This window comes from Streptomyces sp. STR69, assembly GCF_024519455.1.
In the GTDB taxonomy this organism is placed as follows: Bacteria; Actinomycetota; Actinomycetes; order Streptomycetales; family Streptomycetaceae; genus Streptomyces.
On the sequence record NZ_JALJRY010000007.1, the window covers coordinates 303,738 to 318,343 of the forward strand.

A 14,606-nucleotide genomic window follows, 5' to 3' on the forward strand; every position below is an offset into this window, starting at 1 on the left:
TCACCCCACCTTCAGCGAGACGGTTGTGCCCTGGACCCGGCCGAACTGCACGAGAATCCGCTGGAATTCACGGGCGACAGCGACGGGGTCCATGGCGTCGTGGATATCGACCTGGACGTTGAAGAACTGGCCGCCGCCCCCACCCGCGACAGCGGGACGTCCGGCCACCGCCGGGCGGCCGACCATCCGGCCGGCCATGGTGTCCATGGCACGGTCGACGTGCGGCAAGCCTGCAAGAACACCGACCGCCACGCCCTTCGCGGTGTTGATGCCGTCCGGGATCATCTTGGTCGCGGGCGACTTGATGCCGAGAGCCTTCTTGAGGCTCTTCTGCATGCTCAGCGCCAGCTTCTGCATGGCCTTCTCCAGGTCCCCCTCCTGGGAGAGGAGCCCAGCCAGGAAGCCCTTCGAGGCGTTCTTGCCGCTGTCGTACAGCTTGTCCGCGCCCAGCTTCCCCAGCGTCGTCGTGCTCGTGTCGAGCTGGGACTGAAGGGAGTTGATGGACTTGAACGTGCTCTTGTCCGCGCCGACGAGGGCGCTCGCGTAGGCGTAGCCCGCGTCCGGGCCCATGTCGAGGATCTGCCGCAGCAGACCCTTGCTCAGGCCCTTCTTCGCGAGGATGTCGATGTACTTCGTGAACTGCTTGACCTGCGCGAGCTTGCCCGCGAGCCCCGCCTTGATGCTCCCGGCGGAGACCTGCTCCGGCTCCAGCCCGAGGTTGGACAGGCCCGCGCCTTCCCGCGCGTTCTTGGTGACGTCGGACGCGTAGGCCTTCGCCGTGGCGATCGTCGCGGCGACCTTGTCCCGCTTGGCCGCCATGCTGAGCAGCTTCTTGGTGTCCTGGTCCACCATCCGGACCAGGCCGGACTCCTTCTTCCCGGAGAAGGCCGTCCTGATGTCCTTGACCAGGTCGGCGGACACCGACTTGATCTTGGCCTGGGTGCCGGTCAGCCCGATAACGAAGCCCCGGCCGACATCCGCGGCGAGCGCCTTCGTCTTCTTCGACGGCGAGCGGATCTCAAGCTCGTCGCTGATGCCGGTGACGACCGCCGCCGCCATCGTCCGGGCCGCGGCGTCAACGTCGCCGGTGGCAGCGGACATGCCGGAGGCGAGGCCCTGGGCAACGGCCGCGCCCGCGCCCGACATGCCGTGTCCCGTGCCGAGGGTGCCGGCGTTGATCGCGTCCAGAAGGGGCCCGTACTTGGCGGTCGAACGAGCGTTGATCATGTACTCGCCGTTCGAGGCCATGATCGGGATGCTGTCCGAGGTGCCCGTACCCGGGCCGCTGATCGGGCCGCCGCCGGGGAACCCGATGGGGCCGCCGGTGGCGTAGTTGCCGCCCTCGTGGAAGACGCTCCCCGCGTTCGAGGTCTTCGTCTTCATGAGGATGTAGGTGACGGCCGTCGTTCCGTCGATGGCGCGAAGCTTCGCCTGGGCGCGCGAGACCTCGTAGAGCAGGTTGGAGATGTCGCCCTTGACGGCCGCCTTCTTCGAGGACGGCACCGACGAGAGTTTCCTCTTCGCCGCGGTGACCTTGGATTCCAGGTCCTCGATGTTGCCCTTCAGCTGGGCAGTCTTGTCCGGCGTCCGCAGGATCTGGTCCGCGAGATGCTTGGCCTGGGTCTCCGTCAGGCCCATGGCCTCGGCTGAGCGGAGAAGCGCCGTCCGGCCGCGCTCGTAGATGTCGTTGACCGCGCTCCAGGAGGCGCCGGACTCCCGGGCCTCCGCCGCCGCGCTGTCCGTCTTCGAGGCCAGGTCGCTCAGGGCGGTGGCCGCGTTGCGGGCCTTCTCGCTGTTGAGGTCGAGCTGCCCGTGCGACATCGACAGCGCGCCGGCGTTGTCGCGCGCTGCCTTCGTCGCGGCGTCGATGCTCGCCTCGAACCCGACCATGCCGTCGAGGCCCTTGCGCTGCACATCGTTGAGCGCCTGGATGCTCTGGCGCAGCCCGTCGGCGCTCTGCTTCTGCGCGTTGAGCTTGGCCTGCACACTCTGGGCCTGCGCGCCGAACAGGCCCATCGACGCAGCCGTGAGGTCCTGTTCGAACTTCGAGTCGGCGAGCGCTGACTTGTAGTCGTTCAGCTTGCTCGTGAACTCGGAGGTGTCCCGGCCGCCCTTGCCGTACTCGGCGGTGAGCCGCTTGGCCGCGGCTGCCGCCAGGTCCGACTGCCCGTTGGACACCAGGCTCGCGAGGCTCTTGTCGATCGCGTCGATGTTGGCCTTGGCGTCCTTGACCGGGGTGGAGTCCCAGCCGGTCCAGCCCACCAGGAACTGCTGCACCTTGTCCGTCGTCGACGGGTCGGTCAGCGCGGCGACCTTGCCGTGGAGGCCGTCCAGGTCCTTGCCGAACGCGCGCGCTGCCTCGCCGGTCACGGCTCCGGTCGAGCCCAGCTGACGCAGCGAGTTGGTCAGCTTGTCTACGTCCGGCGGCGCCTCCCGCGAGTTCTCCGACAGCTGCGACAGCCCGATGAGCAGCAGGCCGATTCCCGTCCCGGCGATCGCCACCTTCGCCGTGGTGGACAGGGCCATGATGGCGGCGCGCGCCGCGGCCAGGCTCCCGGGCGTCGCGGCGGCAGCCGTGCGCATCGCGACCAGCTGACCGCCGAACAGGGCCAGAGCGTTACGCCCGGCGGCCAGGCCGAGCGCCGCCGCCTTCGTGACCTTCAGCGCGAGCGCGAGCTGCAGGAACGTCGCGATCACGCTGGGCGGTACGGCGCCGACCAGCCGGGCGGCCACCTCAACCACCTGGAGCAGGCCGACACCGACGCCGCTGGCCCCGTCGAGGACGTGGATCAGCGCGTTCGCCACGCTCATCAGGACACTCGCGACCGCCGGGCCCTGAGCCTTGGCCCAGTCCATGAACTTGCGGGCGGGGCCGCCGACGTCGGTCCCCTGACCCGCGTTGAGCAGGTGCACGAGTTCGTCGTTGACCTTGTGCAGAGTCTTCTGCGCGAACGACGTGAACCTGCTGTCCAGCCGGTCGAGGCCAGGTGAGGCCATCTCCCCGCCGATGATGGTCACGAACCGGTCGGCCTCGACCGACGTCGCCTTGACCAAACCCTCGGTCTTGGGCAGCAGGCTGTTGAGGATCTCGAAGCCCTTGGTGACCGTCGGCATCGTGTCACCGGCCAGGCTGTCCGACCACTGCTGATAGGTGTTCTTCAGGACACCGAGCGCCGCCGCGGCCTCGCGCGTCTCCGGCGGGAGCTTGCTGACCGACTGGACATACGCGGTCTGGGCAGCGATCGCTTCCTGCGACCGGGGGCCGTTCTTCGCGACCGCGTCCTGGTACTTCTTCTCCGCCTCGGCCGCATCGGAGAGCGCACCGATCTGCGGGATGATCGCCGCCGTCATCGCCAGCGTGGCAACGGCAACCGTGCCCGCCCCGGCGGCGATGGGCGCGAGCGAGGCGGCGGCCGGGATCGCGGCCGGGGCGAGGAGCTTGGTGACCTTGCCGAGTTCCTCAAGGGCCTTGCCGCCGGCGTCGCTGTCCCGCTGCAGACCAGCCAGGTTCCGGCTGGCATTGTCGGTGAAGCGCCGTACCGCCGCGTCCCCGTTGATGGAGGCCGTCATCAGGCGGCGGCCGAGCCGGTCGCTCGCGTCGCCCGCCCGGTCCAGGACCCGGGTGAGCGCGTCCCGGCCGTTGAGGACAAAGGTCATGGACGGCATCGGCTACCCCCCGGATTGTGTCTGCTGCGCCGCCTGGTGTCGGTCGATCCAGGCCGTCAGGTTGTAGAAGTCGCTGACGAGGAGGTCGTCGACCGCGCGCGGCGGGATGTGGAGGAGGTGGGCGAAGAGCGCGAGGTAGCTGTCTCGGGCTCGAACGATGTCGGGCTCGGGCTCGAACCCTCCGCCGTCACTGCCGCCGGCGCGCTCTCGCTGTCCGGCTCGGGGGGCTCGGCTTTTGGGTCCGGGGCCTGCGCCGCGAGTACCGCGCGGGCCCGCTCCGGGTTGGCGGCGACCTCATCGATCCGGCTGCCGATGATGGTCTGGATGGTCTCCCATTCCAGTTCGGGGTCGGCGCTCGCGACCGCGTTGGTGATCCACCGCTCGATCTCGTCGTCGTCCATGCGGGAGGTCATCTCCAGCACGCCGGGGTCGAAGTCGCCCCAGCGCAGCGCCAGCTGCGAGCGCTTCTTGATGACCCAGACGATGCCGCGCATCGCCTCCAGGTCGTCCCGCTCCAGGCCAGTGAGGATCTCCTGCCACTTCATTTCGACGGTGCGCTGCACGATCGACGCCTCCGACACCTTCAGGCTGTTGGCGTCGTACTGCTCGGGCTCGCCGCCCTTGGGCGTGTAGATGACGATCAACGGGGGTGCTCCTATTCGAGGCGTCGGCGCACGTCATCTGTCACGCGCGCGACTTCGTTGGTGATGCGGTCGGTGTGTGCGCGCACGGTGTTGTCCCAGAAGCCGCGGTCGGCGGACTGCGTGGACCAGCGCTTCTTGTTGCCGAACACCGGGTGGCGCAGGCGACCGGTGTCGTTCATCTGGTTCACCGCGCCGACCGGAATGTCCGGTGGGAGAAGCGCCTTGTCCAGCCAGACCTTGGCGCCAGGGCTGCCCGTGGTCCGGACGCTGATCCGGATGGCCTGGGCGATGTTCTCGCGGAACGGCCGGGTGGTCGGAGAGGGGCCGCTGCGCTTGCCAGCGCCACGCCCCGTGGACTGAAGGGACTGCTTCCGTACGGCGTCTTGCAGGTCCGCGCGCAGCGGCTCGGCCGCACGGCGGATGCGGCGCGTGAAGGACTGGCGGATGTTCTCGTGACCGGCCCGGCGCAGCCGCGCCGCCAGCTCGATCAGCTGGCCGGTACCGGTGATACGGATGTCGCGCACCATGGCGGTCTCACAGGGTGACGTCGGTCGACATGTATTCGATCTTGGGGAGGTTGGTGCCGTCGTACAGACCGGTGAAGTTGAACGTCGGCTTCACGACACCGAACCCGTCGACCGTCGGCGGCCCCTCGTCCAGCTTGATCGCGGGCAGGGTGATCCGGAACGTTTCCGTGTAGGTCGACGCGATGATCGGGCCGATGAACTCCCACACCAGGCTGGTCGCGCCGTCGCTGGTGTGCAGGTCGTCCAGGGTGGTCCCGGTGTAGTCCGACTCCAACGTGCCGGTGATCTTGACCTGGTCGTTCTCGATCGGCTCCTTCTTCAACGCCGACTGGTTCGCGTAGAACCGCTCGACGTCCTGCGGGCGCTCGATCTTGCACGACACCTTCCGGATCCCGTCCAGCGCCGCCTCCGCGCCGAAAGTGCCGATCTTCAGCGCCATCTGCCCGAAGTGGAACGGAGACATGTTCGAGTAGCTGGCCACGGCGAGCGTCTGCGTCTCGTCGCAGTCCTTGCCGTCGATCTCGAAGCTGCCGTTGAGCATCTCGCCGACACCGCACGAGAACTCGCCCGACGTGATCTTGCAGCCGAGCAGCGTCTTGTCGGTGACGGTCCCGCTGGTGAGCGGCACGCCCTTCTGGATGACCAAGGACTTGCCTGCGACGCTGGCCAGGGTGTGGGTCTGCAGGTAGGCGGTCGTCGCGGCCTGCTGCACGGGAGTGACCGAAGTACCCATCAGGGTCTGGAGGATGAGCCCCATACCCTTGTTGGCGATCTCCATCTCCAAGGAGCCCTGGACCTCCTTGCGCGTCAGGACGCGGCGGGAGGACAGAGGGAGGAGTCGGCCGGCCGCGATGCCGGCCGACTGAGCCGTCGTCTTCTTGAGGACCAGCGACTCCTTGGTGAATTCGATGAACTTGGTCGGAGCGGCGAAGGTGCCGTAGCTGCTCTCGGCGATGATCCCGATCTGGGCGCCGAGGCCCGATCCGATGGCCATGACTCAGCTCTCCTTCTGCGGCGTCTTGGCCGCGGGCTTCTTCGAGGTTGCCGTCTTGGGCTCCTCGACCGGCTCCCAGTTCGAGGGCTGGCAGACGTAGCCCTCGTAGCGGTCATCGGGGACCTCGACGACTTCGTCGGGCTCGACGGTCCGGCCCAGCTCGGGCACGGTCACCGGCTCGTGCCCCAGGAAGCGCACACGCGCCATGGGGGTCCTCCTCCTCAGATCCGGGCGTGGCAGGTCACCGTGAAGCCCAGGGCGGCCCGTGCGCCCTGATCGGTGTGGGACTGGCGCAGCACGCCGGCCGAGAGGTCCGCCCACAGCACCGAGCCGTTGAGGGTCGGCGCCTCGGGGTGCAGGCCTGTTGCGCGGATGCGTTGCTCGATCTCGCCGAGCAGCTCGAACACCCGGGCCCGTACGGCGGGGAAGTCAGTGTCGCCGGACCAGCAGTCGATCCAGCCGCTGATCGCGAAGGTTTCGTCCTTGGTCCGTGCGCCGGCCGAGTTGAAGCTCTGCTGGAGCTCGGCGGCCTGGTCGCCGTCGGGCACCCAGCCGACGGCGATGAAGTCCTGCGTCTGAACGTCGTTGACGGGTGGCCCGTCGATGACGTCGACCTTGTCGATGGCGGGCTCCCGCAGGATGACCAGGAGCTGAGTGATCGCGCCGGGCAGGGCTGAAGTCGTGGGCATCAGGCGATTCCTGGTCCGTCGTCGTCCGGAGAGAGCAGCTGCTTCGCCCGGTTGGGAATTGCGTAGCCAAGGCCCGGGATGGGCTCGGTGACGTCGAAGTCGTCGCCCCCGCGCTGCGGCCGGCCGGGACCGGACAGGGTGCGCCACAGGTGCTGCAGGATCAGTTGAGCGGCGCCGAGGATGTTGCCGGTGATGACTGGGCGGCCGGCGCTGTAGACGAACTGCAACGGGCCCCGGAGCAGGCCTCCGTCTCTCCGGGTCACCAGGCCGGTGACCGGGTCCAGATGGAGGGCGGCGGTGTCGTACCCGGAGCCGCCGTTCCGCAGAGAAGTGACGGACTGCAGGGCGATCGCCGGGACCTTGCGCAGGGTGATCGCCTGGGCGAGGCTGACCTGCTGGTCCTCGGTCACCGTGCGGACGACGACCGGTCCGACGAAGTACTCGACGGCCCGGGTGGTGGCCTCCAGCCAGAACCGCACCAGCGGATCGTCGGCCGACCCCTCCTTCTTGAGCAGGCTCTTGGCGTCGGTCAGGGACAGGACCGTGGGAGGCGCCTCGTCACGGACGTCGAACGAATCCGTGTAGGCGTGCGCCGGGGTGGTGAACAGCCAGCGCACCGTGTGCCGTCCGGGAGCGTCCGTGACGTAGTCGGCCTGGTACAGGCCGACGGTCGCGGTCTCCTCTGGCGTGGGGGTGGCGAGGGTGCCGTCGGGCAGCGTCACGGTCACTACGGCGGTCGCCGCGGTGGTGAGGGCGCCGCCCGGGTCCCGGCACTCGGCGGTCAGGCGCGCAGTCGCGCCGAGGTCGTACGGCACCGCACACCTCCTCTACCAGGCGCGGGTCTCGGGCGAGGGCTCCCCGCCTCCGCCCCGCGAGTAGTCCGCGGCCTTCTCCGCTCCGGCCTGGCTGCCGCCGGTCGCGGCGTCGCGTGCCCGCGCATCGGCGAGGACCTGGTCGCGGTTCTTGCAGATGCCGGCCCGCGGGGTGTCCTGGTCCGCCTCGATGTCGAGCACGCGCAGCGCTTCCTGTTCTCCGACGGTGTCGAGGTAGGCGAGCACTTCCCTGTTGGTGTGCTCGCGCGGATCGAACGGGGTCGGGGGCGCCGGCGCCTCGGCCTCCTGGTCGGGGTCCTCGTTCTCAAGGTCCGCAGGATCCTCAGGCCTTGGGGGCTGCTCGTCGTCCGGGGCAGCCGGGACGGGCAGCCGGATGGTGACCGACCAGCGCACCCACTTCTGGCCGTTGTCCTCGGCAGCATCCGGCGGCCCGGTTTCCTCGACGGTCGAGGCGAGGACCTGGAGCGGCGCGCCGTCCTCGCCGAACACCACGGGCACCTGGTGGTGCACCGTCGACGGCTGCTGAACGCCGTCCTGCTCCTGGCCGCCGTCGACGAGGACGGCGCGGTGCCCGTCCGCCCACGACGTGGCGGCTTCCTCGCTCACCTCGACGACGTCGCCGGGAGCCCACGAGAAGTCGGCCCCGGCGATCGCCTCCAGTACGCGGATGCGCCTCATCAGGGCTGCACCACCGGCGCGTTACGCGGGTTGGCCAGCAGCACCGACGCCCCGTAGATCCCGCCCGACGTGGTGCCGGACGCGGTCACCGCGGCGCGCAGGTACCGCTTCGTGCCCTTGTAGCCGACGACGTACATCTTGTTGTCGTCGGCCGCACCGATGCTCGGCTCCGTGCCCTGCAGCTCAGCGGCTGCCACCGACGTGAACGTGGTGTTGTCGTCGGACTCCTGCACGTCGATGGCGTGCGTGCCGTCGGTGATCGTCCCGGTGTGGACGATGATCGCGGCGTCCTGGAACATCACCCCGGCGGCGACCCGGTCCACGCCGGTGCCGTTCGCCGAAGCGGTGCGGGCGACGATCGCCAGGGTCTCCCGGACGGTGACGTTTGCGTACGCGTCCCTCACGACGCGCTCCTCTCTGTGAACGCGGACGGGCCCAGGCGCGAAGTCCTGGGCCCGTGAGCGGAGTTGGTCAGCTGGCGGGGTGCTGGTACAGGCGGATCGCCGACGAGTCGTTGATCATGCCGTCCATGCGGGAGAAGCCGAGGAACGCGACCTGCAGGTACTCGGCGTACCGCTCGACCAGGCGGAGCGTCTGGACGTCGAGGACCTGACGGATCAGGTAGCCGGCCTTGAAGTCGCCGAACGCGATGGACTTGGCGCTGGCCGCCGGGACGGGCATCGAGTTGTCGATGTTGTACGTGAACCCGTTGATGGTGGCCGGGAAGCCCGGGGCGGGGATCGGCTGCCACAGCGGACGCTGCTGGGTGTCCTTCAGCTTCCGGATGACCTTGAGCATCAGGTCGTGCATCAGGTACTGCGCGCCGGCGCGGTAGGCCACGTCGACGGAGTGCTCGATGTCGACCAGGTCGTCGTAGATGATCGACGTGACCTGGCCGCCCGCGCCGGTCTTGCCGACGATCGCGTTGGTGGTGATGCCCTCGGGCTGGTCCACACCGGTGCCGGTGGTCCAGGCCCGCGCGGCTCGGCGGCCGATGCGCTCGCCGAGCTTCTTCGGCACCCACGCCTCAAGGCCGAACGCCGAGTCCTGCAGGAGCTGCAGGGACAGCCGGACCTGCTTCGAGCTGAACGTGTAGGCCTTCAGCTTCTTGCCGCCGACCTGGATGTCCAGCTCGCCCGCGGCGGTGTTCTCGCCGAGGATCTCGCCCTCGTTGGAGGTGTCGTCGTTGGTGGGCCAGTTCAGGTCCGCGCCGGTCGACGTCGTGATGACGTCGGCCAGACCGAAGACACCGCCGAAAGCCTTCATCGTCTCGGTCATGATGTTGCGGAACTCGTCCGGGACGGTGAATCCGCCGCCGACGTCGGTGTTGCCGCCCATGGCCCGCAGGTCGACCTGCTGGTCCATCATCATGTTGCGCTGCTCGGAGGTGAGGCGGTCCATGCCTCCGCGCAGGTAGGTGGAGAACGCGTCGGCGTACCGCTTCGCCTGCTCCTCGCTGTCTCCGCCGCGCCGGTCCGCGGGCTCACCGGTCGTGGTGACGACCTTGGACCGGTCGATCTTGTCGAGCGCGGCCATCTTGTTGAGGCGCTCGATGTCGCCGGACACCTCGGTCAGCCGCGCCTCGGCCGCGTCCCAGTTGGTGCGCTCCTCGGCCGTCCACTCGCGGCTCTCGGTCTCGGCGAGGGTCTGGATGTCCTGCATCCGCTGCCACGTCTTGTTCTGCTCTTCGATCAGCCTGTCGAGCTGTGCGGGCATGTCTGTCCTTCCCAGGCATGCGAGAGGCCCGGGCCAGGAACGGCCAGGGCCTCGGGGTGAGTGGGGACTACGAGGAGGTGAGCGGCAGGCCGTAGCGTGCTGCCAGCCCCCTCATGCGGAGTTCGCGCGCGTCCAGTCGGGTCCGAGTGGTCTCTGCCGGCTCGGCGCCGTCCGCGTCCGCGACTGCGTTCTCCGTTGTGCTGGTCTCGCGAGTGGACTCACCCGGCTCGCCCTCGACCTGCTTGAGTTCTGGTGCCTTGATCCCGGCGTCCTTCAGGTGCCGGGCCAGGTGCTTGTAGACAGCTGCGCGGTCTTCCTCGGGGATCGTCGTCCCGCCGCGGGCTCCGTTGAGGACGCCGATCGCCGTGGTGCACGCGGCCGTTGACGCCGCGCCCACGTTCCCGTCGGGATCGACGAAGTGGTGGATGAGCCGGTACGAGGCCTTCGCGTCAGCGTCACCGTCGGGGTCCACCCAGGCGTGCGCCTGCCGCAGCGCCGACTCACTGCCCGGCAGGTCGCTGGAGTTGGCCGGCCCGTCCCAGGACGAATCCGACGTGTCGGTGGAGTGGACCGCCAAAGCGCCCCGCTCCTCGGCGACCGCCGCCGCCCGCTCCGCCGGCGCGACGTCGCCCGCAGCCTGGTCGCCCTGGTTGCCGCCGACCAGCTGCAGCAGGTCCCGCAGCTCCGGACGGAACGCGGCGCGCTTCTCGATCGCAGCCTGGTCCCCGCGGCTGACGAGCGCGGAGGCGACGGAGGCGAGCTCCGCCTCGGTGTCCTCGTACGCAGGGAAAGTGACCGCGCTGACCTCGATGAGGCGGACCTCCAGGATCCGCCGAACCTCGACCTCAACCGGCCCCTCGGACGTGTCGATCGTCTCGACCGACCACTGGTCCTTGAGGACATAGAACCCGAACGACATCCCGGTGATGTTGCCGTTGCGGACGTTGGCCTTCAGGTCGTTGACGTACGACAGGGCCGTGTCCAGTGCCGAGTCGACCGGCAGGCCGACCGCGTCCTCCGCCAAGGCCAGCGTGCCGGCCGTGACCCGGGAGACCACGTAGTACGAGTCGTGGTCGACCAGGAAACGGGCGTCGCCCTCCTGCAGGGTCTTGGTGAAAGCACCCGGGGCGATCTCCTCGTAGAACCCCCACCGCAGCGGATTCCCGATCGCCGTACGGGAGTTGAACTTCGCGGCGTACCCGCGGAACCGCTCATCCGCGGTATCGCCCTCGACGGCCCGGATCATCACGTCCGCCGTCGACAGAGGCAGGCGGCGGCGCTCCTCGGTCGTCGTCCTCGTCAGAGTCCTCATCACAAGCCTTCCTCTGTCTCGTCAGGGGCCGCCAGCAGTCGCTGCGCCTCCAGCATCAGCGCGACCGCCCGCGCCCTGTTCGACCCCGCCGCAGCCGACGACGATGACTGATCGCCGTCCGGGGCAAGGGGGTTGCTGCCGAGCGGGGCCATGTACAGCGGCTGCAGACGCAAGTCGCCCTCGGGCCCCTCCAACGGCGGCTTGTCCTCAAGATCGAGGATGTCGTTCGCCGAGAACGCGCCCACATCCCGCATCGCCCGGTAGAAAGTCGCCCGCGCCTGACTGTCGCCGCGCAGCAGCCCGCCCATCTGGTACTTCGCGTACTGCTCCGGCGGCAAGAGCTCCTTCGTCACGCGCTGCTCGGTCGGCGTCAGCCACGTCGGGTTGAGGTCGAACGTCACCCAGCCCTGCGCCTGCTGCTCCAGCCCCGTGCCCCAACTCGTGGACTTGCTGGTCTCCATGAGCAGGAACAGCGGAACGCCGAAGATCCTCGCGATCTCGGCGTTCTCGAACTCCCTCGACTCGAGGAACTGGGCGTCCACGTTGGGCATCGCGACCGGCTGGAACGATGCCCCGCTGTCCAGCACGGCGATCTCGTGGCTGTTGTGCACGCCGGACAGCTTCGACTTCCAGCGCTCCTTGAGCCGCGCGGCCTGGTCCTGGTCGAGGCGTTGCTCCGTCTGCAGCACGCCACCTACGAGGTTCCCGGAGCCGAACAGCCGGGCAGCGGACTTCTCGGCGGCCTGCGCCAGGCCGATGCCCTGCGACGCCATCCGCACCGGCGAGCAGCCGGTGAGACCGTCGTAACCCAGGCCCGGGATGTGCAAGACGTCGTACGGAGTCAGCCGGTGGACCACGCCCCAGTCGTCCGTAACCCAGAACCACTTCCCCGACGGGTTCTCGTCAGACGGCCTCTCCCGGTCCACCTGCACGCGGTCCGAGGAGATCGGCCACAGCTCGCGGATCTGTCGGGCGCCGTCGCGAATCTTCTGAGCGTAGCCGTTGCCCCACAACACTCGGTACGTGTAGACGAAACGCCACAGCTCCACCGGCGTCAGGTCGGGGTGCGGGTTGGCCAGCAAGTCGGAGGTCTGCCGTTCCTTCGTGCCGACCTTGTAGGTCGGCAGTGGCAACGCGGACGACACACCTGCGATCACGTTGACCGCCCGCCATACCGCTGGGGTCCGCAATGCCGTCGTCTCCGACACCGGCACCCCGGCATCCGACGGCACCCCGCCGAGGAACTCGCTCAGCGCGGCGGAGGTGAGCGGCTGTGCAGGGCTCTCCAACCCCCGCTCAGTCCGCCCGTCGAACAGCCCGAAAAGCCCGCTCACGTCCGCTCACCTCCCGTCGCTTCCCGCCCGCGCCCCGCCCCTGCGGCACGCCTGTCCGCCCGCGACATCGCCCGCTCGCACGCCAGCACCCCCAGCACGCCAGCCACGACCAGCGCGGCGGGAACACTCCACAGCGCCAGCCCGGCGACCCCGACGAGAACGAACACCACCTCCAGGACCAACAGGTCACCGGCGCTCGTACGGGCCTCCGGCTCGGCCGGCTCCTTCTTCACCACAGGTTCGGCGCCCCTTCCGGCTCCACGTCGTGGTACTGCTCCCAGCCCCACAGCGCGTACGTCCCGGCCACCAGCGGACACACGTCGATACCGTCGCCCCGCCGTGACCACAGCCACGCATCGCCGACATCGCGCTTCGTCGCGCCGCTCAACGCGGTCGCCATGGGCGCCTGGTCCAGGTGCTGCAGGCTCCGGTCCTGTACGCGGTCGTAGAACTGCCCGGTGGCCTGCGTGAGTTCACGAACCTTCGGTGCCACGACCAAGTGGTCACGGCCGCGCTCGGCGAGCTTCTTCCGCAGCAGCGGAGCCATAGATCCAGCGGGTCCGCCCTCGTCGATCACCCACACGCATGGTGACCACTTCTCGTCGAGATCGGCCGCGCGCTCGATCACCCAGTCCGTACCGGGCCGGTGGTCCACCACCTCGACGTGCCGTCCGTCATCGGTCGTTCCGCCGGCGACGCTGATGGCCGACCAGGACCGCTCGGGGTTCGTGTCGATGGCGAAACCCACCGGATCGGCCAGACCGGACTGGCGCACGCGCAGCGCTCGCCATGCGTCCTCGGCGATGACCTGCCACGTTTCCTCGGCCTGCGCCGGGTACTCGCCCACACCCAGCCGCTCACGGTCGAACAAGTCAGGCCGCATGGTCGCCAGTTCGCGCCGTACGGCCTGCACCCGGATCCGGATCCCCAGCGCCGGGTTCACCCGCTGCCACGTCCGTACGTCCTCACGGTGATCGTGCTCGGCACACACAATCCGCCCGTCCTCGTCCCGCGGGCACTCCCGCGTGTGCAGCTCGGCGGACCACTCCAGGTACGTCAGCGACTCGTCCGGCTCCGGCCTGTCCGCCAGCGCCCGGGCTCGCAGCAGACCCAGCTGCTCGCTGTCCTGGCCGATGCCGGCCGAGCAGGTATAGACGAGCTGCGGGTTCCTACGCGCGGACATGATCGGCAGCAGCGCGCCGATCGGCGCGGACCGCAGCGACATTGCCTCGTCCATCACGACCAGGTCGCCGGAGAAGCCACGCCCTGAGCTGCCCGTACGCGCCAGGAACAGGATCCGGGCGCCGTTGTGGAACTCGAAGCCCTCCTCGCCGTGCGCACGGATGACGCGCTTCACACGGCGGCTGAGGGCGTACGAGCCGCTGATCAGCTCGTCCAGTCGGCGGAAGGACTCGCGCGCGGTCTTGAACTCGTGCGCGGTGTGGATGACCAGCTTGTCGCCGAACAGCATCACGCCGGCGACCTGCCGGGCTTCGAGGTATCCGCCCTTGCCGTTCTGCCTGGTCACGTTCTGGACGACCTCGAAGGAGGTCCACCGGCCCTCGTCATCCTCGGCGAGGCTGTGGTGCAGGCCGAGCTGCTGCCACGAGTCCAGCTTCAGCCCGGCGTCCGCAGCCAGCTCGATGGCCTCCTGACCAGCAGGGGAGCGGAAGTCGAGCGCGGCCCGGTCCTCGATGCCGCTCCAGCGGCCGGTCTCGACGCGCCGGTAGTGCGGGGTGGAGATGATCCGCGGGCTCTGGCAGCCGATCGGGTCGGGCCTGCTACGCGCTGTGGCGGGGGCGGCGAGAAGCGAGCTCATCGACGATGTCCCCCCTGTCCCTCGGAGGCGCCAGCGCTCGCACTACGTGCATGGCCTGGCGTAGCTCACGGGCGACTGCCGCGATCTCCTTGGGGTCCACCGACGAGTCCATGATCTTCGCCAGGCGCATCGCGGCGGCGGCAGAGGCGTTCGAATCGGGAGATACGCCGAGGTCATCGAGTTCTGCGCGGGTCGCTTTGGCGACTTCGTCCGCGGGGACTCGCTTCGCTCCGGGCTCGTCCATGATCGCCTCCGATCCGACACGCCATCACGGAGCGTGACAACAGGTGATCGTCACGGAGTGTGACGGCCTCGGGTCGTGATCATGGTCCGCTAAATGGGTCGAACTCGGTTCGCGGTGATTAGCGATCGGCTCGGGGAGAGAACCGGGCGA

14 protein-coding genes are annotated in these 14,606 nt (G+C 69.1%); all 14 read right to left on the reverse strand.

Translation table 11 applies throughout. The features are described 5' to 3' along the window. The 14 genes from OC490_RS15625 to OC490_RS15690 all read right to left on the reverse strand — a co-directional run bounded on the left by OC490_RS15625 (nucleotide 1) and on the right by OC490_RS15690 (nucleotide 14,212). Nucleotides 1-3,657, reverse strand: coding sequence for a hypothetical protein (locus tag OC490_RS15625; RefSeq protein ID WP_262058515.1), 3,657 nt, complete (start codon nucleotides 3,655-3,657; stop codon nucleotides 1-3). A gap of 65 nt (nucleotides 3,658-3,722) precedes the next feature. Continuing rightward, complete coding sequence (locus OC490_RS15630; RefSeq protein ID WP_262058516.1) at nucleotides 3,723-4,310, reverse strand: hypothetical protein; 588 nt, start codon at nucleotides 4,308-4,310, stop codon at nucleotides 3,723-3,725. An 11-nt stretch (nucleotides 4,311-4,321) separates the two neighbouring features. Then, the gene (locus OC490_RS15635) at nucleotides 4,322-4,837 is read right to left on the reverse strand and encodes a hypothetical protein (RefSeq protein WP_262058517.1); all 516 of its coding nucleotides are present in this window, start codon (nucleotides 4,835-4,837) and stop codon (nucleotides 4,322-4,324) included. A 7-nt stretch (nucleotides 4,838-4,844) separates the two neighbouring features. Then, entirely contained in the window at nucleotides 4,845-5,831 is a 987-nt protein-coding gene (locus OC490_RS15640) for a phage tail tube protein (protein WP_262058518.1), read from the reverse strand. A gap of 3 nt (nucleotides 5,832-5,834) precedes the next feature. Then, the gene (locus OC490_RS15645) at nucleotides 5,835-6,038 is read right to left on the reverse strand and encodes a hypothetical protein (protein ID WP_262058519.1); all 204 of its coding nucleotides are present in this window, start codon (nucleotides 6,036-6,038) and stop codon (nucleotides 5,835-5,837) included. A gap of 14 nt (nucleotides 6,039-6,052) precedes the next feature. After that, entirely contained in the window at nucleotides 6,053-6,520 is a 468-nt protein-coding gene (locus OC490_RS15650; protein WP_262058520.1) for a hypothetical protein, read from the reverse strand. Continuing rightward, nucleotides 6,520-7,335 (reverse strand): hypothetical protein, encoded by an 816-nt coding sequence (locus tag OC490_RS15655; RefSeq protein ID WP_262058521.1) that lies wholly within the window; start codon nucleotides 7,333-7,335, stop codon nucleotides 6,520-6,522. Before OC490_RS15655 ends, OC490_RS15650 begins: the two co-directional genes overlap by 1 nt. Nucleotides 7,336-7,347: 12 nt before the next feature. Continuing rightward, complete coding sequence (locus OC490_RS15660; protein ID WP_262058522.1) at nucleotides 7,348-8,031, reverse strand: hypothetical protein; 684 nt, start codon at nucleotides 8,029-8,031, stop codon at nucleotides 7,348-7,350. Then, entirely contained in the window at nucleotides 8,031-8,435 is a 405-nt protein-coding gene (locus OC490_RS15665) for a hypothetical protein (RefSeq protein WP_262058523.1), read from the reverse strand. Before OC490_RS15665 ends, OC490_RS15660 begins: the two co-directional genes overlap by 1 nt. 67 nt (nucleotides 8,436-8,502) lie before the next feature. Beyond that, nucleotides 8,503-9,747, reverse strand: coding sequence for a phage major capsid protein (locus OC490_RS15670; protein ID WP_262058524.1), 1,245 nt, complete (start codon nucleotides 9,745-9,747; stop codon nucleotides 8,503-8,505). 67 nt (nucleotides 9,748-9,814) lie between these two features. Then, a complete protein-coding gene (locus OC490_RS15675) occupies nucleotides 9,815-11,059 on the reverse strand; it encodes an HK97 family phage prohead protease (RefSeq protein WP_262058525.1) in 1,245 nt (414 codons plus the stop codon). Further along, complete coding sequence (locus OC490_RS15680; protein ID WP_262058526.1) at nucleotides 11,059-12,393, reverse strand: phage portal protein; 1,335 nt, start codon at nucleotides 12,391-12,393, stop codon at nucleotides 11,059-11,061. Before OC490_RS15680 ends, OC490_RS15675 begins: the two co-directional genes overlap by 1 nt. Next, entirely contained in the window at nucleotides 12,390-12,629 is a 240-nt protein-coding gene (locus tag OC490_RS15685; protein ID WP_262058527.1) for a hypothetical protein, read from the reverse strand. The genes OC490_RS15680 and OC490_RS15685 overlap by 4 nt, the downstream gene beginning before the upstream one ends. Further along, complete coding sequence (locus tag OC490_RS15690) at nucleotides 12,623-14,212, reverse strand: terminase (protein WP_262058528.1); 1,590 nt, start codon at nucleotides 14,210-14,212, stop codon at nucleotides 12,623-12,625. The genes OC490_RS15685 and OC490_RS15690 overlap by 7 nt, the downstream gene beginning before the upstream one ends. Nucleotides 14,213-14,606 lie beyond the last annotated feature (394 nt).